The following is a 25,350-nucleotide window of genomic DNA, read 5'->3' on the forward strand; positions in this document are numbered from 1 at the left end:
CCGACTACTTAGCCTTCGCAGCTGTTATTTGGCTTTCGCTATTAGGGCTTTAGCCGTCATTGTCTCGATGTTGCCGGCATCGGTGTTTTCCATTTTTTCAAGCCATACCTGTGCCTGCTTGAAGTCTTCAGCACGAATAGATGCCTCAATCGCATAACGGTATATCCACGAGGTCGCAGAGAAATGCTGTTGCTGGAAAGCTTCTTCAGCCAGTAGCGAGAGGAACAGGTCATAACCACGATCAAAATGGTTAAACATGTCTGGTAGCGAGGTGTAAGTCACCGCAGCCATTGCGCGAGTTAGGTAAGAATCTGGCAGCCCTTGAACACGAGGTTGCTCATGAATCGGTTGGTCTTCGTCTTTAAGCAGCACCAGTGATTTATCAATGGTCGATAAACCCTTTTCTACATACTTCATCTTGTTCCAAGGCAAGAATGCATCACGGCCCATTAAGGTTTCTGTGCTTCCTAGGTAAACCAAAGTCAGTGGTGTCGCACCGTCTTGCTGCAGCGTATCATTTAGGCGTTCATACGCCACCTCAACCAAGTCTTCATTGCCTTGCGCCGCTTGGTTGTAAATATCAAGTACGTCTGAACTCGGATTGGCCTGAACCAAAGTGGGAGCAAATGAAACAAGAGCAATCAGCAATGAACGCTTAAGCAAACAAGCGGTAGAGCCTGAATTAAATGAGTGTGAAGTAGTCATGATTTCTAATCCCTTTCAAATGTTGACGTTGAAAGGTTAACTAGAATTTGTCATGCCGTTTTATCAATGCGACGAATGGTAATTACTGGGAGTGAATGGTTGAGCTAGGGCGTGAGTGGGGCAGAACGGAAAACGAAAAAGTAACAGCAACACAAAATCGGATAGCTCAGAGCTGACTCATTTCTGCGCCAAAGTGAGCCAGAGGGCGATTGACTGCCATATTGCATTATATGCAAATTTTTCAGTTGGTTAGGTAGAATACTTGAGATATGCTGAATGTATGAACTCGTACTCGCTCGATATTAAAATGTTATATTTGCTCTTAATTTAGCGTTATATTTGTTAAGGATATAGAAATGAAAGAAGAACCTATAATTTATGACAGATTGTCATGTGATAATTGTTCTGATAAAAGCAAACTTAACTTCGACTTCACAATGGCTTTTCAGCCAATTATCAACTGCAAAACGAATCAAATTTATGGGTATGAAGCTTTGGTTCGAGGTTTAAACAATGAATCAGCATTTTCAATAATATCTAAAGTAAATGATGATAATCGTTATTTATTTGATCAACTATGTCGAGTTAAGGCGATAGCACTTGCATCCGAATTAAAAATTGATTCAATACTTAGTATTAACTTTCTACCAAATGCTATATACAAACCCGAACGTTGTATTCGCACAACATTAGATGCGGCCAATAAATATAATTTTCCAATTGATAAAATAATGTTTGAGTTTACAGAAGTTGAAAAAATTGAAGATATTAATTTAATTAAAAGTATAGTTGATTATTACAGTAAATTAGGATTTAAGACTGCAATTGATGATTTTGGCTCTGGTTATGCAGGCTTAGGATTGTTAGCTGAACTTCAGACCAGTATAGTAAAGTTTGATATGGAACTCATTCGCAATATTGATAAAGATCACGCTCGCCAATCAATAGTAAAAAACTGCTTAAATATATTTCGTGATTTGAAAATCACCCCTTTAGCTGAGGGTATTGAGACTAAAGAAGAATTCATCTGCTTGCGAGATTTTGGCATTGAATTAATGCAAGGGTATTTATTTGCTAAACCTGGCTTTGAAAGTTTGCCAAATGTAGATTTCAGTAAATTTTAATTGAGTGTATATATTCGGAAAATATAACAAGTCATTCAAGTAAGAAGGTTAAGTTCCGCTTCGCTACCACAATTTTAGCAATCTATTATCAGCCTCTTAATGAAACGTTGGAACGAAGTCGAAAGGAATGTGTCATTTTTAACGTTCCAATCTTATTCTCATGATTTTTACTCTAGAACAGGATTTACTTTATCGACATAGCTAAGATGGAGATACACTAACAGGATACTGAGTGATCTCCATACATACACCACATTTTATAATAGTTAGCTGTAGTTATTTGTCCCACCACTCATTTTGGATCTGAGCAAGAGTATAACTTTTTCGATGTTGCATTCTTAAGTAGTAACTTGATATTTCTGGGAAATTATCCTTATCTAACCACTTACTATAACCCAACAAGTCAAGTCTTGAGAGCACTACAGTCCAAATTACATCAGCTAGTGTATAAACATTGCCTAAAAGAAATTGATTACCTTCAAGTTGCTTTTCAGAAAATGAAATAGCTTCCAATGCATATTGTTCAACCTTTTCTATATGCTTGCTATCAACCCTAAATACTTTACTATTTTCTGAGCGATCTGCACAAAAAATATAGTTATCTTTAAGTTCAGGATATTTATCAGCCATTAAGAGTGCCTTGGTGATACGGGAATTCAATATTTTTTCAGATTTTTCCATCGATGGGTGACGCGAATAACTAAGGATCTGAAGATCAATGCCATCAGCTAAATTAATTAACTTATCCATTAATTGACAATTACTTTCACCTGATGGTATCAAGTTGTTACCTTCTGATAAAGAAGCGATGGATCGAATAATATAAGCAGAATCAGTCAATACTTTGGTTGTACCATTTCGAATCTCCACTGTAGGGATTACTCCTTGTGGGTTTAATTTCAAATACCATGGGTCTAACTGCTCTTGTTTTCGTATAATATCAATAACACGACCAGACCAAGCAAGCCCTTTTTCTTCAAGTGCGAGTCTTACTTTCATCGAACACACGGATAGTGGGTGATGATAAAGCATTAATGATGTCATAGTGTTAGGAACCTATCTTCTAAGTTTTGAATAAACGAGTTAAATCGCTTCATATTCTCGGTTTAACTAGCAGCATACGTGGTAATACATCAACATCGGGCTTATCTAAAAAACGATGTTTAAGTACACCTGAAGCATTGGTAAGAAAAACGCTTCACTTTACCGTTAAATTAATACTGTTTTAACCAAAGCACGCCAGCAGGTGTCAATTGATATGACGCTATTTTCTTTTTAGCTAAAGGTAATTCATCTAATATGTTTTGTGCTTCATTTTCGGTTTTCGCTTTGATAAAGAAAATCACTTTTCCAACATCACCTTTACGCACAATCACTTCCGATTTTTTGTTGTCTAGGTAGACATTCTCTATTGTGCCACTAACCCATAGTTCTAAAACTTTATCCATCTGCTCTTTTAGGGTGGTTTTGAATAAGTTGGCATCATTCACTTCAAGCGTCCACGTAACCATATATGTGTTGCGCATGTCAGCATCACTCGCGTGTACTGGTGAAATTGAAGTAAAACTCAATAAAATGAGTGATATAGCAAGTAGTAGTTTTTTCATAATATTCATCCTAGATAAAGTCTCATTGTGTTGTCGTATTTAAAGGTCAAACTCTAATGATAACCACTTACGTAAAAGGTAATCATCACTCACCCCATTGTTCATTTTTTGTTATCGGGTCGGTTTCAAATTGTTAACTTCAATTTTATTGTATTTATAGGGTGAGATATATATGCTTAAAGTAAACTAATTGTTTACTCACGAGTGCTAATGTGAATATTTTAACTCTTATGGAAACTTTTTCTGTTGTTGTTGATACAGGAAGTTTTACGGCGGCAGCGGAGAAACTTGGGTTCTCTAAATCATTTATCAGCAAACAGATCTCCACCTTGGAAGATGATTTAGGAACTCGCCTACTATATCGTACGACTCGTAAATTGAGCTTGTCTGATGAAGGCGGACAGTTCTATAAGCACTGTAAGATAATTATGGCAGAAGCTGAGAATGCTCGGGCTGAGGTCATGGATAGCCAAGGCGCACCAAAGGGAAAAATACGCCTAACATTACCTCAAAGTCTTATCATTTCAGGTTTTGGTCAATTACTAATAGAATTTCAACTCCAGTATCCAGAAATTGAGCTTGAGGTAATAGCCAGTGGGCGTACTGAAGATTTAGTGGAAGAAGGTATAGATATTGCGCTAAGAGTAGGACAATTAGAAGACTCCTGTCTTATCTCTCGTCGGTTAGCAGACTGCACATTTCAAGTCGTCGCTTCTCCCCAATATATAAGAAAATCGGGAACACCTTACCAACCAGCAGATCTAATGGAACATAATTGCTTAATTTATAGTGACTCCAAGATTAATCGGGGCTGGCCGTTTCTCTCTCCTAGTGGTGAATCAATTACTGTAAAGGCAAAAGGTAGTTTAACGAGTAATGATGGTGGTTTAATAGTTGAGAGCATTCTTCGTGGGTTAGGCATAGGCTTTGGACCTAGTTTTTTATTCAAGAATGATATTGAAGAGGGCCGCTTGCAATTACTACTTAGCGATTACTACCAACCAGCCACTACAATTTCAGCCTTATATCCACTAAATCGAAATCTATCAAGACGAGTCAGGATGTTGGTTGATTATTTATCTGAGAGACTATCGGTTTAGTAGCATTTATAGAGTTCCACAAATTGTTTAGTTTACAACCAAGGAAGCCTTTTTAGTTCATAGGCCTTTTTAATTAAATAAGGCAGAAAATACAATAATCGGTGCTAGGCATACATTTAATCAATTTTTTCCATATTTTCGCTAATTCGTGTTTTGCTAATTTAAGTAAAGGCTCGAAGAAGCTTTTATCCAATTGTGAACTTCAGAACGAACGCTTTCACGTATTCTAAGTGGGTACAAATAAAAATAGCCGCTAATTAGCGGCTATTTTTTTTATCCAAGAGAAGCTTCTATTACTTCTACTTCTTAGTCTCTTCAACCACAGCTTTCATCAATACTGACGTATCCATGCGGCCTTGTCCTTCGGCAGACAGTGCCTTGTAGGCGTTGTTGGTCTTTTCAGTCAGTGGAAGTTGGATGCCTTGGCGCTCTGCTTCATCTAGGCAGAAGCCTAAGTCTTTGATCATCCAATCAATGGCAAAGCCGAAATCAAACTTGTCTTGCGCCATTGTGGTTGCGCGGTTTTCCATCTGCCATGAACCAGCGGCGCCATTTTTAAGGCAATCGACCAGAGTTGGGATATCCAAACCTGACTTTTCAGCAAGTACCAAGCCTTCAGATAAGCCGTTCAATACACCCGCGATGCAGATCTGGTTAACCATTTTCGCGCGTTGGCCTTGGCCGACTTTACCCATCAGAACCGACGACTTACCGTAAGCTTCGAACACAGGTTGAAGGTCGTTGAATAGCGCTTGTTCGCCGCCACACATGATGGTCAACACGCCGTTTTCTGCGCCCGCTTGGCCACCAGACACAGGTGCATCCATAAAGCGAATACCCGATTGCTTGGCTGCCACTTCAAGCTCTTCAGACAGTACTGCAGACGTTGTTGTGTGGTCGACAAGAATCGCGTTTGGCTTCATCGCGGCCAATGCGCCAGTTTCGCTGGTTGTCATGCTGCGTACGTCGTCATCATTACCTACACAAACCAATACCACGTCAGCTTCTGCGACACACTCAGCCACGCTCTCAGCGGCTTTACCTTGGTGTTTATCAACCCAGTCTAATGCTTTGCTATGAGTGCGGTTAAATACCGTTACTTCAAAACCGGCTTTGACTAGGTGTCCTGCCATTGGGAAACCCATTACGCCTAGCCCGATAAAACTTACTTTCATTTCTTTCTCCTTTTCATTTGACTGAGCTCATCACTATGAACTGATTGAAAACATTCAATCAAAGCGTCGATGAGCAAGGTCAATGCCTTCGGCTGATATTTTCTTTCTTTGTACACTAAATACGCTTGGCGATCACCCCGATGATACTCAGGGAGTACTTAAATCAGATTCATGTCGGGATAAGACGAACAATATAATGAAGTTCAGCGATAAATCGCGACCAGAGAACGCTTTGTCAGCCGTACATTATGGAACGATGATCAAGGAAAATCAGGTATAACGTTCATAAAAAAACCGAGCACTAGGCTCGGTTTTTTAATAACTGTTGTTACTGTAAAAATTACAGCTCAGCGTTGTGGTAAACCTGCTGAACGTCATCACAGTCGTCAAGCATGTCTAAGAACTTCTGGAACTTCTCAGAATCTTCTTCAGCTACTGGCGTAGTTGTTTGAGGAACGAAAGTGATTTCCTCAACGTCTAGCGTTAGCTCTGGGAACGCAGTGTTTAGTGCTGTCTTCGTTTTGAAGAACTCAGTCGTTGGAGCAAATACAGTGATAACACCGTCTTCTAGCTCAACGTCAGTCACGTCTACGTCTTCCATCATTAGCGTTTCTAGGATGATCTCGTCGTCTTCGCCTTTAAACTGGAATACAGCTTGGTGAGCGAACATGTGAGAAACAGTACCTTCAACACCGATTTTCGCGCCAGTCTTAACGAAACATTGGCGAACGTCTTGGAAAGTACGGTTGCCGTTGTCAGTTAGACAGTCAACGATTACGCTTGTGCCACCAGGGCCAAAACCTTCGTAACGAGCTGGTTGGAAGTCTTCACCGCCGCCACCGTTTGCTTTATCGATCGCTTTGTCGATAACGTGAGCTGGTACTTGGTCTTTCTTCGCTTTAGCAATCAGGTGCTTAAGAGGTAGGTTCATGTCTGGGTCAGAGCTACCGTTCTTAGCCAGTACGTAAATCTCTTTACCGTATTTAGAATAAACTTTAATTTTTGCGCCTGCAGTTTTCGCCATTGAGGCCTTGCGCACTTCAAAACTTCTTCCCATCGGGATCTTCTCTCTGATTCAATTAACGGTGAAAATTCTAGCAAATTACTGTGTCATTACAATTCTACAGCATTGCTGGGCAAGGTTTATCTGCGTTTATGCGACACCCATTACCCGTTTGTATTTTTCTACAGACTGCTCAAACCACACCTTTTCATCAGGGTCACTTAGCCTCATTGCTTCTTCAACAATGGCTTCAGGGCCACATTTCGCTTGCTTTAGTTTCCATACAAGAAACGATGCTTGCTTATCCAGTTCGATTTTATTTTTCTCGCTGGGTGGAAGGAGTGAAAGGTTGATAGACATTATTAGCCTTCGTCTGTAATACACTTGGCCGAGAAATATATCATAGAGCAGGATCATAAAACCAATACTATGAGCATTAGTGGGCGGATGTAGGGCGAGAAAACAGCAAATCGCTGATGTACATCAAGCTACTTTGAGAGAAGTAGCTTGATGAGAAAGTATTGAGTATTCGACTCACCGAATGAGCCGAATAATGAGGTAATCACATCAAAAAGACTGCAAAAGAGTAACCCCTTAATCTACAAACTAATCACTCACCGCGAACACATCACAGCGTGAGGCGCAGATGAAATCATTCTTGTGCAGGCCTTTGATTGAGTGGCTCCACCAAGTTACGGTGACTTTGCCCCACTCCAATAAAATCGAAGGATGATGGAATTCTTCTTCTGCCAACTCTGACACTTTATTGCTGAATGCCCATGCTTGTTTGTAGTTCTTAAACTTAAACACCTTCTCAAGCTGCGAGATGCCCTCTCTTTCCATGATCTGCCAGTCAGACAACTCCAACAGTAAAGATTGTTGCTCATCTTTACTTAGAGCAATCGCGTCGATACTGCAGGCTTCGCATTTTTGTTCATTCAACATGTGTTGGTTCCTTGGGTTCAAAAAGTGGTGGTAGTAATCCCGCATCAATCGCGAGGTCAGCTTGCTGTAATAAGTTTTTCTGACTGATTTCGAATAACTCAGATAGCTCGTCGATCACATAATATTTCGGCTGCATGATGTCGATGCGATAAGGAGTTCTTAAAACGGTTTGTAGCTCGAACCGCTCACGAACGGCCAAGTCCCCTTCCAACGCGTAAATGGTTTCTGCCGGAGAGGAAAGAATGCCACCGCCATAGATTTTCAGCTTGTGCCCTTCTTTGACTAAACCAAACTCGACCGTAAACCAATACAAGCGGGCAAGATAGGCGCGCTGCTTGGATGTCGCCGCTTGGCCTAGTTTTCCATAATGTTCAGTGAAAGCCGCGAAATCAGTATTAGTCAACATTGCACAATGGCCAAAAATTTCATGGAAAAAATCAGGTTCTTGTAAATAATCGAACTCGTCTCGCGTTCTCAGAAATGTCGCAACGGGGAACTTCTTATTAGCGAGTAAATCAAAGAAACGGTCGAAATCGATCAATGCCGGAACAGGCTGAACCTGCCAACCTGTTGTTTCTTTTAGCACTTTATTTATCTCTGGGAGTTGAGGGACCCTATCTAACGGTAGCTCAAGCAAGGTCAAACCGTGCAAATAAGCATCGCAAGCGCGGTCACTAATTACGTCCAGTTGCCTTTTCACCAAGTCGTGCCAAATGGCGTCTTCTCCGAGGCTCCACTCAACCCATCCCTCTTGGCTCACGGGCTTAGAATGATATTGAGTCATTACACACCTCCTAACGAATGTCTCCCTTTAAGCCTATCTCCACTCTTTATAAGCGCCAATCTTCGCTATCTTTCTAAACACCCTCCCGTGTAACATTTTGTTTACACACCTATATCAAACGCTTATTTTGCTGATCTTTTGACTTTATAAAACCTAAATACCAGACTGAAATCGTTAACTTTTTGTTAAAGGTAAAGGAATGCACGAAAGCAATAAGTCCATTTGGCAACCAAACGAGCAACGTATCGCCGATGCCAACGTAACCCGATTTATCGACAGCCTCGACCTGTCTGAATTAAAACCGCAAGTATTGAAGTTAGAGAGGGAGCTAAGAAGCTACGCCGATCTCCATCAATGGTCTGTGGAGCAACCGGAGTCGTTTTGGCAAAACGTGTGGCAGTTTTGTGGAATGGTGGGTTCGCAAGGAGATGACACCAAAACTCAAGGCGAGAGCCGTTGGCAGCAGCCAAAATCGAATCGCGATGCGGTGTGGTTTCCGAATGCGCAAGTTAACTACGCCGAAAACTTACTGCATTCATCAAAAACGTTGCCAAACGAACTTGCGATTTGGTTTGAGAATGAACGTGGCGAACAGCAGAGTTATACATGGAAAAGCCTGTGTGAAGCTGTCTCTAGTGTTCAGCAATGGCTTGTCGATAGCGGCGTGGAGCAAGGTGATGTAGTTGCCGCTTATACCCCTTACCTGCCACAAACCGTGGTCGCAATGCTAGCGACCACCAGCTTGGGGGCGATTTGGACATCGACTTCACCTGATTTTGGCGTCGAGAGTGTGATTGAGCGATTTGGCCAAGTGAAACCTAAGGTGCTGTTCACCTGTGATGGTTACACCTTCAATGGCAAGACGTTCGATATGACGGACAAGAACCGCGAAATCATCGAGCACTTAAACACGCTAAAACAGGTGTGTGAGATCGGTTATTTGAAACCGACTCGTGATTTAAAGAAGAGCGATTTAGAGAAGAACAACGTTGAAGCTTATGTGTCACCCCAAAGCTGGAAAAACATCATTAGTTACTATCAGCCAAAACTTCTTCGATTTACTCGTGTCGGCTTCAATGAACCACTGTTTGTACTCTACTCTTCCGGCACCACAGGCCAACCTAAATGCATTGTTCACTCTGTCGGTGGCACCACCATCAACCACCTAAAAGAGCATCAACTTCACTGCGATATTAAACCAAGAGATCGCGTGTTCTACTACACCACATGTGGTTGGATGATGTGGAACTGGCACGTCTCTGCGCTCGCCAGCGGTGCTTGTTTGGTCATCTTTGATGGGAGCCCGGTTTACCCGCAACCCAACGTTCTGTGGGATTTAGCGCAGCGTGCGGATGTATCGCTGTTTGGCACTTCAGCCAAGTATTTAGAAGCGATTGAGAAAGCGGAGCTCTCGCCTATCGACAGTCACTCTCTGCCTCAATTAAGAACACTGTGCTCGACGGGTTCTATGCTTTACCCAGAGCAGTTCGATTATGTCTACAAGCACATCAAACAAGACCTGCATTTAGCGTCTATTTCTGGTGGTACGGATATTTGTGGCTGCTTTGTTTTAGGCAACCCTATCTCGCCAGTGTATCGTGGTGAGTGCCAACAGGCAGGGCTTGGAGTCGACATCAAGGTGTTCAACTCTTCTGGTGACAAGGTCAATCACGAACGTGGCGAACTCGTGTGTACAAACTCCCTACCCAACTTCCCTGTTGGTTTCTGGAATGACACAGGGGGGCGCTACCACAGCACTTACTGGGACAGGTTTGATAATGTGTGGCATCACGGTGATGAAGTAGCACAGAGCATGCATGGTGGCTACCTGTTCTACGGGCGAGGCGACACCACACTCAACCCTGGTGGTGTGCGAATTGGTACCGCTGAGATCTACCAGCAAGTGAACACCATTGACGGCATTGTTGATTCGATAGCAGTCGGTAAAGACATCGACCGCAATGAGCAGATATGGCTGTTTGTTCAACTGCAGCAAGGTGTGGATCTAGATGATGAATTACTGACAGCCATCAAAAGCAAACTCAAATCATCCTGCTCACCAAGGCATGTGCCAAGCCAGATCTTTGCGATCAGCGATGTCCCAAAAACACGCTCTGGCAAACTGGTGGAGCTGGCAGTAAAACAGGTGATTAATGGTAAGAGTGTAGAAAACCTCGGGGCTATCGCTAACGCCGAGGTTTTGGAAGAGATAAAACGTGCTGTTTCGTTTTAGTTTTTCTTTCCTAGGAAAATCGAAAGAAAAACCTCCGTTGGTTCAACACTGTGGAAGTTTTTAGCCTTGGAACTCGTGATCGTTAATTGGAATCGTCAGGACGTACCTATTACTTTATCTATTCAAGGATTAATCCTATGTGGACAGACAGACTTCGATTCACAAGCGTAGGTTTCACTAAACTCATCCACACCTTAGTGACTTCAAAACCATTTCCTCGACTCTTTCGGTTCTTGATTTAGTTCAACTGAATGACGTAACAAAGCCGCTTGAATTAACATGCTTATTCGAATCGTAGGTGGTTAAGTAATAAAAACAGTGCTGACCTTTGTGGTTATGCTTCTCTCATGAAAGTCAGCACTTTCGCTGATTAATTCACTTCTGAAAGTTTAAGAGCGGGACTTTTTTTCTGATTTAGTAAGATACTAATCAACGCTAATACCGTAAATGCTAAGCTTGATAGGAATAGATTTTCTACACCGAACTGAGCGATAAACCACCCCGCTATTACCGATCCAATAGTAATTCCTAGGTTTGAAAAAGATACAAAAAGACTATTCGCAAACACTTTAGAATCTCCCGCATTTTCCATTATCCATGTCTGGCTAACGATCAAGCCTGCTGAGTGTACAGCGCCCCAAAATGCAACCATGGCAATCATAAAGTAGAAAGAAAATCCCATAAGGTAAATTGTGATAAAGGTAAGACTGAATAGTATAGGGTACAGTACTACAGTTTTTCGCATATTCTGACTGAGTAACTTACCAAAGATAAAGTTGCCAAAGATACCAAATACACCGAACACCATCAGCATGGCACTAATCCACGTACCGTTCATATTCGTTACTGTGCTTAAGTATTGAGTAATAAAGCTGTACGAAGAAAACATCGCTGCAAAGATGAATATAACGGTGAATAGCGACAGCCACATGGACTTGCTACGTAAAATAGTCACTTGAGAGCCGAATGACATTTTTTCCTTTACAGGAACGCTTTCCATCAAGAACATCACACTCACTAACGCAATAGCACAAGCAGTTAAGCCAAAGTAGAAGGCATAAGCAAGTGAATATTCTTCAGCTAGAAAAGCGCTAATCGGAATACCAAAGACCAAACCAACCGCTACTCCACCAAAAACTTTAGCAGCGGCGTTGCTTTGCTCTTCAACTGGAACCATTGATGTGACAACCACTAAAGCGACAGAAAAGAATACAGCATGTACTAACGCCGGTAGAACGCGAAATATCATCATGGTTGTGTAATCTTGCGTCATAGCGTACACAAGGTTAGAGACAACGAATAGAGACAAAATGCCGACTAGAACATACTTTCTATTCCACCCAGACATCATTAACATAATAAATGGTCCGCTGACTGCTACAACGACAGCATAGATACTCACTAACAGACCAGCTTCTTGTACGTCAATGTTTAAATCTTTCATGACTTGTGGCAAGAGTCCGATGATACCAAGCTCTGTCGTGATAACGCCAAAAACGGCTAAAGATAGAGCAAAGATAAACAAGCTTTGTTTTTTCATTGTTTCAACTCAAAATTATTTATATGCGGTAATTACGTACCGTCGATATTGGTTGTTGTTAGAGCCCTAAGTCCAAGTGTCGGAAAAGTGGCACAAAAATGTTGTTTTTTATCCAATAAAAATGCCGTTTTCAATGTGATTGAATTCGGCAACGTATCAGAATTCGCATTTTCAAAGGGGGAATGGCTTCTATTTATCCCGATGACATGCGCTTAGAACCGTGTTGTACGAAACTTGCAAATGACGACTGGTTGCTCGCTTTCCATGATTTTGTGAGGTCATTTCAATAATCCTATTTCGAATTTCTGGTTTACAGGCCTCGTAACAATAATTCACTTGAAAGGTACGGCGGCAAGCAAGACAGCGAAATCGTTGATGGCCGTTGGGGCCATAGCCATGCTTTATGACACTGTCACTCTTATGACAGAAGCAGCAGTTAGGTCTATTCGTTGTCACATCGAACCGTAAATTTCACCAAAAGATATTGGTAGTCGTTTGAATTTAATTATCAACTTGGATTGCATAATAGGGGATAACACACGCAAGATTAAGTCCTTAAAATTACCAATACATATTCTTACAGGGACTTAATATGACTTTTTGAAGTTTTATTGTGCAAATGGTACTTGAAATAATTTGTGGGAAATGCTGATCCTGGCAATATCAGATAACGCTCAAAGTAGTTTAGGGACAACTCAAATCAATCAAATGAAAGAGTATGCCAATGACGTTCAAGGTCATGTGTTGGAGTCATGTGGTCACTGGTTGATGGAGGAGTATCCAGTCCAGGTTGAAGATCTAGTTATTGATTTTTTTTAACAAAAAATAATCAACAAAACTCAGTTTGAGTTTTGTTGATTATGCAGTCTTCATTGCTGCCATAGACTGCCTATCATTGTTGTTAATATATACCCTAAAGTAAACTCTAGGGTATTTTTTCATTTGAGCGATGATGAGGCTAAAGCACTGGAGAGGCTCTGAGAACGATGGCGTTTGAGTTAATTCGTGCTCAGTCATATAACAATATAACGAGCACGCTTTATCCGTTGTCTATCTCAGAATGTACCCAGCGAGAAAACGCTTGGAATTTTACTCTTGTTTCCATTCCTTTAGGGCAAACCAAATCGTAGCCTTTTCCTGATTCAATATGTGGAAATGGCGCGACTAGCCTCCCCGCTTGGATTAAAGGCAGCGCAAATTCATACCGAGCAAGAAACACACCGAGCGATAATTCCGCCGCTTCCATCGCTAGGCGATTGTCACTATAGAAGTCACACCGTTTTTTACAATCAATGTCGATATGCATTTCATCTAACCAATACTGCCACGCACTTGTATCCCCTCTATGGATAAAATTAACGTCAGATAGAGCGCTCAACCCATTGTGAAGACCATGCTCGGCGGCGTAATCAACACTGCACACAGGTGTTCTTTTCCCTGAAAACAGTCGCTCACTGTAGTGGTTTGGATACCGCCCTTGGCTATAAAAAATCGCCACATCGTAAGGCTCAAATTGAAAATCAGATTGATTTTGTTTGGTTTGCAGCTTGATGCTTAGATTGGGGTATAGCTGACGAAGTGAAGGGAGTTTCGGGATCAGCCAAGCAGAGGCGAAATAAGGTGATGTCGCTATATGTAAGCTACCAGTCAGCTCTCCGGTTTGAATGTCAGAAAGGGTGGAAAAAATGGACTCAAATGATGAATTCAGAACACTCAGAACTCTTTGTCCCTCCGGTGTGAGCTCTAACTTTCGGGTTTTTCTAATGAATAGATTGAATTGAAGCTGCATTTCCAGTTTTTTAATTCGCTGGCTAACCCCACCTTGGGTCAGAAAGAGCTCTTCTGCTGCTTTGGTAAAACTCAAGTGGCGCGCTGCAACGCTAAAAGTATGAAGCAGAGAAAGCTGCTGTTGTTGATTGGTGATTGAGCTCATGCATTACTCTGGTTAATTCGTGTGGGGGAATTATTCGTTTGTCCGAAGTTGTCAGTCATTATAGATTAATTTGTGTAATGTCACATTACAAGGACGTTAATGGTGACTCAATCAAGAAGGGAATCGGAGCTGATAACGCTATTACGAGAATCGATAAGATATAACGTGGATGAGATACGATGAAACTTATTTTAAATGCTGATGATTTCGGGCTGACGGAGTCGGTGAACTTGGGGATTGCGGATTGTTTTCGTGCCGGAACCGTAAAATCGACCACCATAATGATGAACCAACCTGGTGTCTCTCACGCGTCACAACTCTATCAACGTGGTCTTATTCATGAAGTTGGACTGCATTTTACAGTGACATCAGGTAAATCAATATCGTCCCCTAAATTAATTCCAACACTGGTTGACGAGAATGGTCATTTTTTTGATAGAAAGACCCTGTTTAATAAATCTGATGTGTCTTCTGATGAAGTCTTTAGAGAGTGTATGGCGCAATATCAAGCGGCTTTAGATGCGGGATTTAATATTAATCATATCGATAGCCACCATTTTGCTGGTGCCTACCGTCCTCTTAAGATAGGTTTCACGCAGGCAGCGAATGAAATAGGTCTTCCAGTTAGGCGTATTGATAGCTTTATACAGGGTCAAAGTTTACTGTCGGTTCCTACCCCAGATGCGTTTGATATGGGCTTTCATGCAGAAGGTGTCAATATTGAATACCTCAAAGCAGTATTGCTGGCTTATCAAGACAGCATGCCTAACAGTACGATTGAATTAATGTGCCACCCAGCAAGGACGCTAACTGAAGAGCTAGAGAACATCTCTAGCTATGCTCATGCTCGTATTGAAGAGTGGAAGATTTTAACCAGCGATGAGTTTTCTCTCTGGCTAAGAAAAAATGGTATTGAATGCGTTGGTTTCGATGCGCTTCATGCTTAAGTCCGCGAGGTAATCTTCGTAGCGACAAGATAAACCACCTGCCTTGTTAGGTCGTTAAAACAGTTCCTTTCAGTTCAATAAGTCAACACAATAATAAAGGGTGACATTGTGGTAAATCCTACCGTACTTTCCCAAGTTAATATCTATCCAGTCAAATCCATTGGCGGGCTTTCTCTCTCTTCTTCATGGGTCGAAAAGCAAGGCCTTGTTTTTGATCGTCGCTTTATGTTGGCGTTAACTGGTGATGATGTCTCCGCCTCGGCTAAATACCCAACCATGGTGACGGCGCGCCAGTATCCAAATATGGTGAAGGTGAGTTCTAGTCTACTGCCAACCGGTGTTATTTTTTCTTACCCTGGGCTGGCGGCACTAAAATTACACTACTCTACCTTCAAAATGCAGGCGACAGATGCCAGTGTTTGGAGGGACCGCTTTTCAGCCTATACAACAACCGATGAAGCGAATGAGTGGTTTAGCCAAGTAATTGGGAAGCGAGTTGAGTTACTGTTTACTGGCGAGCAATCTAACCGCATGAGAGAAAACCTTGGTCATAATGTGAGCTTTGCCGACGGTTTTCCTATCTTGCTTATTAGCTCTGGCTCATTAGCGGAGCTAAATAGACGCAGCAGCGAAGTCCACACCATGGAACAGTTTCGTACTAACCTCGTGGTGCAATCAAACGAACCTTTTATTGAAGACTCATGGAAGCGTATCAAGATAGGTGACGTTGAATTTGAAATTGTAGAGCCGTGTGAGCGGTGCATTTTAACGACACTTGATCTGGAAAATGGAGAATTTAGGGCCAGTAAAGAGCCATTGACGAGCTTTTCACGCTTTAGAGCCAACGAGCAAGGAAAAATATTTTTCGGGCAAAACCTTGTAGCGAAAAACGAAGGTGTTATCTCCATCAATGATGCTATCGAAGTGCTTGAGTATAAATCCAAGGAGTTTTATGAAGATCTCGACGCCAAAAAACAAGAGTTGATTTGTGTTGAAAGAGAACCTACAGCAAGAAACTTCGAGACATTTTGGTTTGAGCCTAAAAACGGCATGGTGCCTGAGTATAAAGCGGGACAACACCTCCCTATTGAGATCACGGTCAATGGCAAACTGACCAAACGAATGTATACGCTGTCATCTAGCCCCTCTCGGCCAGAACGTTTGTCGATTTCAGTGAAACGAGTCCATGGTGGTGAAGTTTCCAACTGGTTGTTCAACCACTTACAAGTTGGCCATACCATTATTGCGGATCAACCCAAAGGCACTTTTCATATTACTAAAGAATCGAATGAGCCGCTGTTGCTGCTTTCTGCCGGTAGCGGTGTGACGCCCATGATCGCTATGCTTCGGTATTTGACTGACCAACGAGACACGCGTGATATTGCGTTTTATCATCAATGTTTGACGAAAGCGGATATTCCATTCATGGAAGAGCTCCTTATGCTAGAAAAACAACACGCCAATGTCACTGTGACTCTAGCCCTTAGCGAGCCATCAACTGATTGGCTAGGCGAAAAGGGGCATTTTAGTCGTACTCATTTAAATCAAATTTCAGAGTTTCACAAACGTCAAGTTTTTGTATGTGGTCCTAGTGGTTTCATGGAGAGTGTAAAGCGCTTGATGATAGAGAGTGGGCTGCCCGAAGAACAGTACCATCAAGAGACATTTGGCGTTGCAAGAGTGGCGGACGGGAGCGAGAAAAGGGTTCAAATCAACCTTGATGGTGTCGTGTTTGAAGGAAGCAACCAGCGCACCGTTCTGGAGCAAGCTGAATCAGCAGGGCTTTCTATTTCGAATAACTGCAGAGCTGGTTTCTGCGGCGCCTGCAAAGTCACTGTGAAATCAGGAGAGGTTTACCAGCCCGATGCCCCAGGAATTGAAGACAGTGATAAGGCGAAAGGAATGGCCCTAGCTTGCTGCGCGATACCTAAGACAAATGTAAATATTGTTAGCTAGTATGTAGGTTTTATGATGATTGAGGCCACTATCAAACTTTTATAGTGACCTCAATATCGTTGGATTATCTAAAACACAATAACACCCAAATGACCTGCAATGTCGTGCTTCGATTAGTCAACATTACAAAGAAGCCTCAAAAATATCCGGATGACGGCTCGATAATGCAATGATTTCATCTATGATGACTCTTATTTTAGGCAGAATGTAAGGTGTTTTTAGCCAAACAATACTAATGGGTGCTCCTTCGCCATTGAATTTCTCTAATACAGGGCATAATTGCCCATCATCAAGGTATTGCTTCACTAACCATACTGGTAGTTGAGCTAAACCTGCACCAGATAAAGTCGATTGCAAAATACCTTCACAGTCGGCTATCTCATGACGTGCTGAAATATCAACAGATTCGGTTGCCCCTTTAGCATTTTTCAGCAGCCAACTATGCCTTTGTCCTATAGGCCAACCGACGATGCAATCATGTTGAGCAATATCTTCTTTTTTGGTAATAGGTGCTCGCGTTGCTAAATAAGAGGGAGAGGCACATATCACCCTTTTTTGCTCCCCTATTTTACGTGCAACAATATCGCCCGAGTTTTCTAAGTGCCCAACGCGGATCGCAAGATCAATCCCGTCACTGACTAAATCCGTAGGACGGTCATTAAAGGTAATAGATAGATCTAATTGCTCGAACTTGGACGTTAATTCTAGCAACTTGGGTAGGATTGCTCTTCTACCGAGAACTGCGGGTAAATCTATACGCACACGCCCTGATGGCAATAACTGTTGATTGCTTAAGCGCTTCTCTGCTTCCTCTAAAATGGTCATCGCTTTAAGGCAGTCGGCTAAATAGGAATCCCCATCATTGGTTAACGCGATGCGTCGAGTTGTTCGATGAAGGAGTTTGGTGCCTAGCTGTTTTTCTAGTCGAGCAACGCTTTTACTTAAAGCAGAACCGGTCATTCCAAGCGCTTGAGCCGCAAGGGTAAAACTCCCCAATTGCGCAACGGTGACAAAGTGACGAACTTCCACAAATTGGCTTTTTAACATCAATTAATTCCCACAAGGACTTTATGTTCGTCATTATATGGACTTAATAAGCGAATGTGAATCGATTATTCTGTGTACATCAACGAGATGATTACATCGATTTTCAATTAAGGTAAACATAATGAATAACTTCAATAGATTCAAAGGTAAGGTCGCTTTTATCCAAGGTGGCAGTCGCGGCATTGGTGCCGCCATTGTTGAGAGATTGGCATTGGAGGGAGCGTCTGTTGCTTTTACATTTGTGTCATCCCACGAAAAAGCTAAAGCGCTTGCTGAGAACTTAACTTCACAAGGTAGCAAAGTCATCGCAATAAAGGCGGATAGCACTAAGACTGAAGATATCAGAAATGCAATCAGCGAAACCATAGAACAACTTGGTCAAATTGATATTGTCGTAAACAACTCAGGTACGCTGATCTGGGACAGTATTGAAAATTTGACGATGGATGATTGGGACAAGACCATCAATACAAACGTACGAAGTGTATTTGTGGCTATTCATGAAGCCGCGAAGCATATGAATAATAACGGCAGAATAATCAATATCAGTAGTACGAACGCTCAGCGCATTCCTTTTGCTGGCGGTTCTATATATGGAATGAGCAAGTCTGCACTAACCGGATTGGCCAAAGGTCTCTCTCGCGATCTAGGCCCTAGAGGTATTACAGTCAACAACATTTTACCTGGTCCGGTAGATACCGACTTAAACCCAGACAATGGCGATACTTCAGAGCCTGTAAAAGCTATCGGTGCACTTGGTCGTTATGGTCAAGTTGAGGAGATTGCTAGCTTAGTAGCATTCGTCGCTAGCTCAGAAGCGGGTTACATCACTGGTGCTGATTTGATGATCGACGGTGGCTTTTCCGCTTAATCAAAATATGCAGTCAAGTAACTCGTGATTTATCAATCTAACTTCAAGCAATCATCGATACATGATTAGTAAAGAGAAGTACAATGGTTGGCCTATTTCACAGGTCAATCATTTAGAACCCCTTGGCTTTGATCAGTTTTGCATACTTGCCAACGACATCCAGTCACTACCACATAAACATCCGATGTTAAATATTGAGTTCAACAATAAAATAGATAACACATTAAAAACTAGCGTTATTAAATTGAATTCTGACTCTTAATCCAACATTTCTAAACAAAGAGGTAAATTACTTCTATGGACGACCCCGTTAGGTGCCGTTTTATCCCATTGTCTTCTTGTATTAAGGAGATAAGCACATGCTAGAGCTCTTTCTACAACCCGAAATCTGGGTAGTATTTGCAACTTTATTGATTCTTGAAATTGTTTTGGGTGTCGATAATGTCGTCTTCATTTCTGTTCTATGTGAGCGGCTTCCCGAACAGCAACGCAAAGTTGCACGTAATTTAGGTATTGGTCTGGCGGTGTTAACGCGAATAGGTCTTGTATTTTCTATTTCGTGGGTGATGTCTCTGACTAATCCTTTGCTGAGCTTCGCCCATACAACGTTCACCGGGCGAGATATTATTATGATATTGGGTGGTGGTTTTTTGTTAGCTAAAAGTGCGAAAGAACTTTGGTCATGGTTAAGACATACACCATCGTCATATTCGACTCAAGCTAGGACTGGACTAGCCGTCGTACTTCTCCAGATTGTAGCGGTAGATGCCGTTTTTTCAATGGATTCAGTTATAACCGCTGTCGGCTTAACATCTGAAGTGCCCGTTATGATAGCCGCTATTTTGACATCCGCGATTTTTATGATTTTAACAGCGGAAAAAATTAACAACTTGGTTATTCGTTACCCAGGGTTTAAAACGCTGGCTTTACTGTTTTTGGTTTTATTAGGAGGGTTGTTGATGGCGGAAGGGCTAGCCATTCATATCAATAAAGGCTATGTGTACTTTGCTATGGTTTTCGGACTAGCGCTTGAGTTATGTCATATACAAATAAAAAACAAACATAAGCGAACCTTAACCATCCAGCGAATTAAAGCATATCAGTCCAAAGCGAACCGAGTTACATTCTAATGAGACACGTCTCCACTATAAGGAGACTGTCAGCTCTGCTAATTCGGAATGTGCAAACCTATCCGACACGGTCAGCACTAGACAAAGCGGCTTTCTATAAATAAGGATCATTCATTAATTGCTAATTTAGGAAGGTTGCTAGCATGAAATTGTCCAGAAACGACTTTAGTGATGCAAGGGACGAGTATTTACACCGGTGCATTCGCATCCGCTTGATTCTCTGGCATCGCCTCGATAAAAGCGGGTAACTGATTACACGCTTCAACAATCGAATTAATCAGCGAATACGGCGACATATCAACGCCAAAACGCAGCGCATTGTAGACTTGCGGCACTAAGCAGATATCGACAATGCATGGTGAATCGGTGAGGCTATACACCGAATCACCGTGTGTTTGACGATGCTTAGAAAGCTTCTCTTCTAACGCCGAGAAACCTTGGCTCATCCAATAGTGAAGCCAATCCATTTTTGCCTCTTGCTCACACGATAATTCTCGCTCCAAATACTGCAGCACACGCAGGTTATTAAGAGGGTGAATTTCTATCGCAATATCCTGAGCCATTGCCAACGCTTGATAGCGCAGTGGTGTTTGCTCTGGAATCAACAAGGAGTCTGGGCTGCTCTCACACAAATAGTTTTCGTCCAAGTATTGCAAGATCGTCAGCGACTGATTGAGTTGAACGTCACCATCCACCAGCACCGGCACTAATTCACTAGCGTTGAGCTCACGATATTGTGGATCATGCTGCTCGCCGCCATTACGCACCAAATGCACAGATTTGGATTCATAGTTGATCTGCTTTAGGTTTAATCCAATACGCACTCGATAGGCTGCGGACGAGCGCCAGTAACCGTAAAGGATAATGTTCTTGTTCACGATGCTCTCGCTCATACTGAAACCTTATTACGTGGATTATAGCGCTCGATACTGGCTCACTTTTTGGTCAATCGCACCAAAAATGGAGTCACCCGCTGCATCAAACATCTCAAGCTTGATCGAGTCACCAAACGACATGAATTGAGTCGACGGTTTACCATCACGAATCGTCTCGATCATGCGAACTTCGGCAATACATGAATAACCCACACCGCCCTCGGCAATTGAGGTGCCATGATCGGTGCCTTGTTTATTCGATACCGTGCCTGAACCTATGATTGCACCGGCCGACAGTGGTCGAGTTTTCGCTGCATGCACAACTAACTCGGCAAAGTTGAAGGTCATATCGACGCCTGCATTCGGGCAACCAAAAGGCTGGTCGTTGTAGGTCGATATCAATGGTAAATGTACCTTACTGCCTTTCCACTGTTCACCAAGCTCATCAGGTGTTACCGCAACCGGAGAGAACGCCGAAGACGGTTTAGACTGGAAGAAGCCAAAACCCTTAGCAAGCTCCGCTGGAATCAAACCGCGCAGCGACACATCGTTCACCAACATCAGTAATCGAATCGAATCGTGCGCTTGCTTAACACTAGCGCCCATCGGTACATCACCGGTGACAATCGCCACCTCACCCTCGAAATCGATGCCCCACTCGTCACTGGCAAATTCGATGTTGTCACGAGGGCCAATAAAGGCATCTGAGCCACCTTGATACATGAGTGGATCGACCCAGAAGCTTTCTGGCATCTCAGCACCACGAGCCTTACGCACCAACTCAACGTGGTTTACATAAGCGCTGCCATCAGCCCATTGATAAGCGCGTGGCAGAGGTGATTCACAATACTGAGGTGCAAAGGCTTCACTGCCTGTCACATGCCCATTATTTAACGAGGTATATAACTCTTCTAACTGAAAAGCCACGCTGTCCCAGTTATCCAAAGCCACCTGCATGGTGGGTGCAAGGTGCATCGCGTGGAAGACTTCAGTGGCAGCCACACACTGTTTGAGATCTTTACTCACGACCATCAATAGGCCATCGCGAGTACCATTTTTCTTGGTTGCTAATTTCATCCTTGTCCCTTACTTCTTATCGTCAGCCATTTCTTTCAAACCAGAGTCTTGCCAACTGTAGACATATTCTTTGTTCTCAACGCTATCGAGTTCATCAGAGAACTGCAGCGCGTGGCGAGTATCGATCATCACCGCCACTTCATCGGTAAACTTCTTCTTGTGCGCTTGCCCAGCCTTGAACGCCTTTGGGTGAGGCCCATGAGTGAAGCCCGCCGGATGGAAGGTCACCATGCCCGCTTCAATGTTGTCGCGGCTAAAGAAGTCACCAGCGTGATAGAACAGCACTTCGTCGTAATCATCGTTGTTGTGGTAGAACGGCACTTTCAATGCGCCAGGATCGCTCTCAATCGGGCGTGGTACAAAGGTACACACCACAAAACCTGCGCCAACAAAGGTGGTATGCGCAGAAGGTGGCAAGTGGTAGCGATGTGACATCAAGGGTCTGATATCGCGCCAATTCACTTTCACCACGGCCAAATCGCCATGCCAACCAATTGCATCCAATGGATTGAACGGATAAGTAATAACGCTGACTTTGTCGTGGCGTTTTACCTGAACCTGAGTTTGGTTTTCTGAGTACTGAGCGCGGAATTGATCGTTGATTGAAGGTATGTCGAGCACAGCAGGATCAAACACCGCGTGATTGCCGACCATGCCTTTCTCTGGCAAGGAATAAGCCGCGTCGGTGTTTTCTATCATCAAGATAAACATCGGCTCACTTGGCTCTAAGCGCCAATTGGTCGAGCGCGGGATCATCACGTAATCCCCTTCACTCACTTCTAAATGGCCATAGTCGCAATAGAGATCAGCACTGCCTTGATGAATGAACAACAGCTCATCCCCGTCGGAATTACGCACCAAGAAATCCATCTTCTCATCCATGCGCCATACGCGGATTTTGCACTCTGCGTTGTGCAAAAGATGAGGCACAGCCCAAGGGGTTATCTGACTGGCTTTGTCCACCAGCGTAAAATCAAAAGCGCGAGGGCGTAAATCCCCCTCCCACTCCGACCAACCTGTTGGGGCATGTTGGTGATGGAAGTGAGCCGCAGGGCCAAAGAAACCACTCCGACCCGCCTCCCGCTCATAGATTGCCTCTTCGGGAAAATCGGCATGCGCTTGTTTAGAACACACCCCCTCCCGATGAGGAAACGAGATCCATTTATGCATCGTCTAATACTCCTCGACGAACCTGGTCCTCTTCAATCGATTCAAACAGCGCTTTGAAGTTACCTTCGCCAAAGCCTTCGTTGCCTTTACGCTGAATGATCTCAAAAAATACAGGGCCGATGACCGTCTGCGTGAAAATTTGCAGCAAGATGCCATCTTTGGTCGGCGCGCCATCAATCAGAACACGTAAATCGCGCAGCAGATCAGTGTCTTCACCGTGGCCTTTCACACGCTCGTCGACTTTCTCGTAATAGGTATCAGGGGTTGGCATAAAGTCCATGCCGCGATCACGGAGGGTTTTCACCGTTTTGTAAATGTCATCCGTAGCGAGCGCGATGTGTTGGATACCTTCGCCGTTGTATTCGCGGATGAACTCTTCGATTTGTGATTTGTCGTCTGAAGACTCATTGATTGGAATTCGGATCTTGCCACATGGTGAGGTCATGGCGCGGCTCACAAGGCCTGTCAGCTTACCTTCAATGTCGAAGTAGCGAATCTCACGGAAGTTACCGATGCGCTCATAAAACCCAGACCAAACATCCATATTGCCTTGCTTCACGTTGTGCGTGAGATGGTCGATTTCATACAAGCCAACATTAGCTTCGGCCATGCGCTCTTCCGCATCGTCATAGAATCGGAAATCAACGTCGTAGATGCTCTGCTTGCCATAGCGATCCACAAAATAAAGCAAACTTTCACCGATACCATAAATGGCAGGAATGCTCAGCTCCATCGGCCCTATTTCTGTTTTGTACTCTTCACCACCGCCCTTGAATGCTTGCTCCATAGCAGATGTTGCTTCGTTGACACGAAAAGCCATACCGCACACTGATGGCCCATGCACTTTAGCAAAGGCTTCCGCTTGGCTGTGTGGCTGTTCATTAACGATAAAGTTGATGTCACCTTGTCGATACAGCCAAGCCTCTTTTGATCGGTGCTTGGCGATCTCAGCGAAACCAAGTGACACAAACAGCGCTTTAAGTTGCTCAATTCCCTTGTGGTCAACGGCCGTGTATTCAACAAACTCGAATCCATCCGTACCAAGCGGGTTGTATGTATCCACCATGAACTTTCTCCTTGTACCTATTGGTTTTGTATTACGTGACTTTTTATTACGTGCTTTCTATTACACGATTAAGTGTTGTGTGTTTTTTGTCCTTAATTAAATTTGGCCCACAAGCCGAGATAATGGAATGCATCGAAGAAAATGGACGGTCACGGTGAAAACTCGTCAATATGTAAAGTAATTGTTACAGGCGAACAGCTAGAATAGGAAAGTGAGTACTATCAAAGGATTGAAAGGCGGTGCTTTAATTTACAATCGAACATAGGATGTGAATAAGTTGTTACAGGTAAGCTTTTATTCGTACAGGCATAACTTACAGAAATGCATTGAATACAAAAAAGCCACTGTAGTCAGCGGCTTGATGAGCTCTAGAAAAACCTAATTCCAATATAAAATTCGCATTAATCCCACTCCAAAATCGACCAATTCGGTTGATCAGCTAACGCTTTTAAACGCGGGCATGGGTTCACCAAATAAGCAAAATCAGCGTGTTCACACAAAGGTAAGTCGTTGATTGAATCCGTATAAAAGTGGATATCTGAGTAGTTGGTTTCTTGATTGTCTAACCACTCTTTTAAACGAATCACTTTACCTTCACGGTAACTTGGCACGCCTGAGATCTCAGATGTGAAACGGCCTTGGTTTTCAATCAAATCAATACCGAGTGCGTTCTCGATACCAATCTTACGGCCGACCGCTTCCACTAAAAAAGTGACGCTGGCTGAGATGATCAACATATCGATGTTGTCGCGCGCTAGCTGATCAATCAAAAACTTAGACTGCTTGAACTGTTTAGGCAAAATATGTTGTTCGACACACTCTTCCACCAAGGCAGTCACTTGCTCTGTTGGCATGTAGGCCAGTGGTTGCATGGAAAACGTTAGGTAATCTTCCATATTCAGTTTACCTTCCGAATACAGGCCCATTAAGCGCTTATCTTCTTCAATAAAGTTGGGCGCAGTGGCAATGCCCTTTTCAACCAAGAACTCATTCCAAAGCATTGCTGCATCGGCATTGATCAGCGTTTCGTCCATATCAAATACATACAAAGGTTTGAACATC

General features: G+C 43.0%; 24 protein-coding genes and 1 pseudogene. 7 read left to right on the forward strand and 18 right to left on the reverse strand.

The genetic code is table 11. The annotated features are described in order from the left end of the window. Window positions 1-24: 24 nt before the first annotated feature. Window positions 25-705, reverse strand: a complete 681-nt coding sequence (locus tag ACED48_RS00410) for a hypothetical protein (RefSeq protein WP_017057664.1) — start codon at window positions 703-705, stop codon at window positions 25-27. A gap of 437 nt (window positions 706-1,142) precedes the next feature. Here ACED48_RS00410 and ACED48_RS00415 point away from each other — a divergent pair, with 437 nt between their 5' ends. Then, a complete protein-coding gene (locus ACED48_RS00415) occupies window positions 1,143-1,829 on the forward strand; it encodes an EAL domain-containing protein (RefSeq protein WP_198928342.1) in 687 nt (228 codons plus the stop codon). A gap of 276 nt (window positions 1,830-2,105) precedes the next feature. Here the strand turns inward: ACED48_RS00415 and ACED48_RS00420 are convergent, their stop codons facing one another. After that, entirely contained in the window at window positions 2,106-2,873 is a 768-nt protein-coding gene (locus ACED48_RS00420) for a glutathione S-transferase family protein (protein ID WP_017057666.1), read from the reverse strand. A gap of 170 nt (window positions 2,874-3,043) precedes the next feature. Next, window positions 3,044-3,436 carry a hypothetical protein gene (locus ACED48_RS00425; protein ID WP_017057667.1) on the reverse strand — a complete coding sequence of 131 codons (393 nt, stop codon included), beginning with the start codon at window positions 3,434-3,436 and terminating at the stop codon, window positions 3,044-3,046. A 212-nt stretch (window positions 3,437-3,648) separates the two neighbouring features. Between ACED48_RS00425 and ACED48_RS00430 the strand changes: the two genes are divergently transcribed. Then, window positions 3,649-4,536, forward strand: a complete 888-nt coding sequence (locus ACED48_RS00430) for a LysR family transcriptional regulator (protein ID WP_029627159.1) — start codon at window positions 3,649-3,651, stop codon at window positions 4,534-4,536. Window positions 4,537-4,835: 299 nt separating this feature from the next. On the opposite strand, the gene ACED48_RS00435 is transcribed toward ACED48_RS00430, so the two are convergent. The 6 genes and pseudogenes from ACED48_RS00435 to phhA all read right to left on the reverse strand — a co-directional run bounded on the left by ACED48_RS00435 (window position 4,836) and on the right by phhA (window position 8,443). Next, window positions 4,836-5,711 (reverse strand): NAD(P)-dependent oxidoreductase, encoded by an 876-nt coding sequence (locus tag ACED48_RS00435; RefSeq protein WP_017057669.1) that lies wholly within the window; start codon window positions 5,709-5,711, stop codon window positions 4,836-4,838. Then, window positions 5,708-5,890 (reverse strand): annotated as a pseudogene (locus ACED48_RS00440) (hypothetical protein); the annotation flags it as partial. The pseudogene ACED48_RS00440 and the gene ACED48_RS00435, both read right to left, overlap by 4 nt. Before the next feature lie 161 nt (window positions 5,891-6,051). Then, complete coding sequence (locus tag ACED48_RS00445; RefSeq protein WP_017057670.1) at window positions 6,052-6,768, reverse strand: YebC/PmpR family DNA-binding transcriptional regulator; 717 nt, start codon at window positions 6,766-6,768, stop codon at window positions 6,052-6,054. A gap of 96 nt (window positions 6,769-6,864) precedes the next feature. Further along, window positions 6,865-7,074 carry a DUF3283 family protein gene (locus ACED48_RS00450; RefSeq protein WP_029627160.1) on the reverse strand — a complete coding sequence of 70 codons (210 nt, stop codon included), beginning with the start codon at window positions 7,072-7,074 and terminating at the stop codon, window positions 6,865-6,867. A 246-nt stretch (window positions 7,075-7,320) separates the two neighbouring features. Further along, window positions 7,321-7,659 carry a 4a-hydroxytetrahydrobiopterin dehydratase gene (locus ACED48_RS00455; protein WP_017057672.1) on the reverse strand — a complete coding sequence of 113 codons (339 nt, stop codon included), beginning with the start codon at window positions 7,657-7,659 and terminating at the stop codon, window positions 7,321-7,323. Next, window positions 7,649-8,443 (reverse strand): phenylalanine 4-monooxygenase, encoded by a 795-nt coding sequence (gene phhA / locus ACED48_RS00460; RefSeq protein WP_017057673.1) that lies wholly within the window; start codon window positions 8,441-8,443, stop codon window positions 7,649-7,651. The genes ACED48_RS00455 and phhA overlap by 11 nt, the downstream gene beginning before the upstream one ends. 199 nt (window positions 8,444-8,642) lie before the next feature. Here phhA and ACED48_RS00465 point away from each other — a divergent pair, with 199 nt between their 5' ends. Continuing rightward, on the forward strand, window positions 8,643-10,676 hold the full coding sequence (locus tag ACED48_RS00465) for an acetoacetate--CoA ligase (protein WP_017057674.1): 2,034 nt from the start codon (window positions 8,643-8,645) through the stop codon (window positions 10,674-10,676). 370 nt (window positions 10,677-11,046) lie between these two features. Here the strand turns inward: ACED48_RS00465 and ACED48_RS00470 are convergent, their stop codons facing one another. The 3 genes from ACED48_RS00470 to ACED48_RS00480 form a co-directional block, all read right to left on the reverse strand. Further along, entirely contained in the window at window positions 11,047-12,216 is a 1,170-nt protein-coding gene (locus ACED48_RS00470) for an MFS transporter (RefSeq protein ID WP_017057675.1), read from the reverse strand. 189 nt (window positions 12,217-12,405) lie between these two features. Then, window positions 12,406-12,498 carry a hypothetical protein gene (locus ACED48_RS00475; protein ID WP_366664376.1) on the reverse strand — a complete coding sequence of 31 codons (93 nt, stop codon included), beginning with the start codon at window positions 12,496-12,498 and terminating at the stop codon, window positions 12,406-12,408. A 757-nt stretch (window positions 12,499-13,255) separates the two neighbouring features. After that, on the reverse strand, window positions 13,256-14,149 hold the full coding sequence (locus ACED48_RS00480) for a LysR substrate-binding domain-containing protein (protein ID WP_017057677.1): 894 nt from the start codon (window positions 14,147-14,149) through the stop codon (window positions 13,256-13,258). A 179-nt stretch (window positions 14,150-14,328) separates the two neighbouring features. Between ACED48_RS00480 and ACED48_RS00485 the strand changes: the two genes are divergently transcribed. Together ACED48_RS00485 and ACED48_RS00490 are read left to right on the forward strand one after the other, a co-directional pair. Next, entirely contained in the window at window positions 14,329-15,096 is a 768-nt protein-coding gene (locus ACED48_RS00485; RefSeq protein WP_017057678.1) for a carbohydrate deacetylase, read from the forward strand. A gap of 108 nt (window positions 15,097-15,204) precedes the next feature. After that, window positions 15,205-17,052, forward strand: a complete 1,848-nt coding sequence (locus tag ACED48_RS00490; RefSeq protein ID WP_017057679.1) for a hybrid-cluster NAD(P)-dependent oxidoreductase — start codon at window positions 15,205-15,207, stop codon at window positions 17,050-17,052. Window positions 17,053-17,175: 123 nt separating this feature from the next. Here ACED48_RS00490 and ACED48_RS00495 read toward each other — a convergent pair whose 3' ends face one another. Next, window positions 17,176-18,099, reverse strand: a complete 924-nt coding sequence (locus ACED48_RS00495) for a LysR family transcriptional regulator (protein WP_017057680.1) — start codon at window positions 18,097-18,099, stop codon at window positions 17,176-17,178. A 121-nt stretch (window positions 18,100-18,220) separates the two neighbouring features. On the opposite strand from ACED48_RS00495, the gene ACED48_RS00500 reads away from it, so the two are divergent. Then, entirely contained in the window at window positions 18,221-18,970 is a 750-nt protein-coding gene (locus ACED48_RS00500; protein WP_017057681.1) for a 3-oxoacyl-ACP reductase family protein, read from the forward strand. Window positions 18,971-19,329: 359 nt separating this feature from the next. Continuing rightward, the gene (locus tag ACED48_RS00505; protein ID WP_017057682.1) at window positions 19,330-20,100 is read left to right on the forward strand and encodes a TerC family protein; all 771 of its coding nucleotides are present in this window, start codon (window positions 19,330-19,332) and stop codon (window positions 20,098-20,100) included. 188 nt (window positions 20,101-20,288) lie between these two features. On the opposite strand, the gene maiA is transcribed toward ACED48_RS00505, so the two are convergent. The 5 genes from maiA to ACED48_RS00530 form a co-directional block, all read right to left on the reverse strand. Next, window positions 20,289-20,993, reverse strand: a complete 705-nt coding sequence (gene maiA / locus ACED48_RS00510; protein ID WP_017057683.1) for a maleylacetoacetate isomerase — start codon at window positions 20,991-20,993, stop codon at window positions 20,289-20,291. 21 nt (window positions 20,994-21,014) lie between these two features. Further along, window positions 21,015-22,052, reverse strand: a complete 1,038-nt coding sequence (locus ACED48_RS00515) for a fumarylacetoacetate hydrolase family protein (protein WP_017057684.1) — start codon at window positions 22,050-22,052, stop codon at window positions 21,015-21,017. Window positions 22,053-22,061: 9 nt separating this feature from the next. Then, complete coding sequence (locus ACED48_RS00520) at window positions 22,062-23,222, reverse strand: homogentisate 1,2-dioxygenase (protein WP_017057685.1); 1,161 nt, start codon at window positions 23,220-23,222, stop codon at window positions 22,062-22,064. Further along, the gene (gene hppD, locus ACED48_RS00525; protein ID WP_017057686.1) at window positions 23,215-24,288 is read right to left on the reverse strand and encodes a 4-hydroxyphenylpyruvate dioxygenase; all 1,074 of its coding nucleotides are present in this window, start codon (window positions 24,286-24,288) and stop codon (window positions 23,215-23,217) included. The genes ACED48_RS00520 and hppD overlap by 8 nt, the downstream gene beginning before the upstream one ends. Window positions 24,289-24,689: 401 nt before the next feature. Beyond that, entirely contained in the window at window positions 24,690-25,349 is a 660-nt protein-coding gene (locus tag ACED48_RS00530) for an HAD family phosphatase (RefSeq protein WP_017057687.1), read from the reverse strand. Window position 25,350 lies beyond the last annotated feature (1 nt).

This window comes from Vibrio sp. 5S239, assembly GCF_041439575.1.
GTDB lineage: Bacteria > Pseudomonadota > Gammaproteobacteria > Enterobacterales > Vibrionaceae > Vibrio > Vibrio kanaloae.

Coding starts and splice junctions, on each gene's coding strand:
- ACED48_RS00450 (WP_029627160.1), bottom strand. CDS start 7,074: ATGTCTATCAACCTTTCACTCCTTCCACCCAGCGAGAAAAATAAAATC.
- ACED48_RS00445 (WP_017057670.1), bottom strand. CDS start 6,768: ATGGGAAGAAGTTTTGAAGTGCGCAAGGCCTCAATGGCGAAAACTGCA.
- ACED48_RS00520 (WP_017057685.1), bottom strand. CDS start 23,222: ATGCATAAATGGATCTCGTTTCCTCATCGGGAGGGGGTGTGTTCTAAA.
- ACED48_RS00425 (WP_017057667.1), bottom strand. CDS start 3,436: ATGAAAAAACTACTACTTGCTATATCACTCATTTTATTGAGTTTTACT.
- ACED48_RS00455 (WP_017057672.1), bottom strand. CDS start 7,659: ATGTTGAATGAACAAAAATGCGAAGCCTGCAGTATCGACGCGATTGCT.
- ACED48_RS00505 (WP_017057682.1), top strand. CDS start 19,330: ATGCTAGAGCTCTTTCTACAACCCGAAATCTGGGTAGTATTTGCAACT.
- ACED48_RS00435 (WP_017057669.1), bottom strand. CDS start 5,711: ATGAAAGTAAGTTTTATCGGGCTAGGCGTAATGGGTTTCCCAATGGCA.
- ACED48_RS00420 (WP_017057666.1), bottom strand. CDS start 2,873: ATGACATCATTAATGCTTTATCATCACCCACTATCCGTGTGTTCGATG.
- ACED48_RS00515 (WP_017057684.1), bottom strand. CDS start 22,052: ATGAAATTAGCAACCAAGAAAAATGGTACTCGCGATGGCCTATTGATG.
- phhA (WP_017057673.1), bottom strand. CDS start 8,443: ATGACTCAATATCATTCTAAGCCCGTGAGCCAAGAGGGATGGGTTGAG.
- ACED48_RS00465 (WP_017057674.1), top strand. CDS start 8,643: ATGCACGAAAGCAATAAGTCCATTTGGCAACCAAACGAGCAACGTATC.
- ACED48_RS00500 (WP_017057681.1), top strand. CDS start 18,221: ATGAATAACTTCAATAGATTCAAAGGTAAGGTCGCTTTTATCCAAGGT.
- ACED48_RS00480 (WP_017057677.1), bottom strand. CDS start 14,149: ATGAGCTCAATCACCAATCAACAACAGCAGCTTTCTCTGCTTCATACT.
- ACED48_RS00475 (WP_366664376.1), bottom strand. CDS start 12,498: ATGACCTCACAAAATCATGGAAAGCGAGCAACCAGTCGTCATTTGCAA.
- ACED48_RS00415 (WP_198928342.1), top strand. CDS start 1,143: ATGGCTTTTCAGCCAATTATCAACTGCAAAACGAATCAAATTTATGGG.
- hppD (WP_017057686.1), bottom strand. CDS start 24,288: ATGGTGGATACATACAACCCGCTTGGTACGGATGGATTCGAGTTTGTT.
- ACED48_RS00470 (WP_017057675.1), bottom strand. CDS start 12,216: ATGAAAAAACAAAGCTTGTTTATCTTTGCTCTATCTTTAGCCGTTTTT.
- maiA (WP_017057683.1), bottom strand. CDS start 20,993: ATGAGCGAGAGCATCGTGAACAAGAACATTATCCTTTACGGTTACTGG.
- ACED48_RS00410 (WP_017057664.1), bottom strand. CDS start 705: ATGACTACTTCACACTCATTTAATTCAGGCTCTACCGCTTGTTTGCTT.
- ACED48_RS00495 (WP_017057680.1), bottom strand. CDS start 18,099: ATGTTAAAAAGCCAATTTGTGGAAGTTCGTCACTTTGTCACCGTTGCG.
- ACED48_RS00485 (WP_017057678.1), top strand. CDS start 14,329: ATGAAACTTATTTTAAATGCTGATGATTTCGGGCTGACGGAGTCGGTG.
- ACED48_RS00530 (WP_017057687.1), bottom strand. CDS start 25,349: ATGTTCAAACCTTTGTATGTATTTGATATGGACGAAACGCTGATCAAT.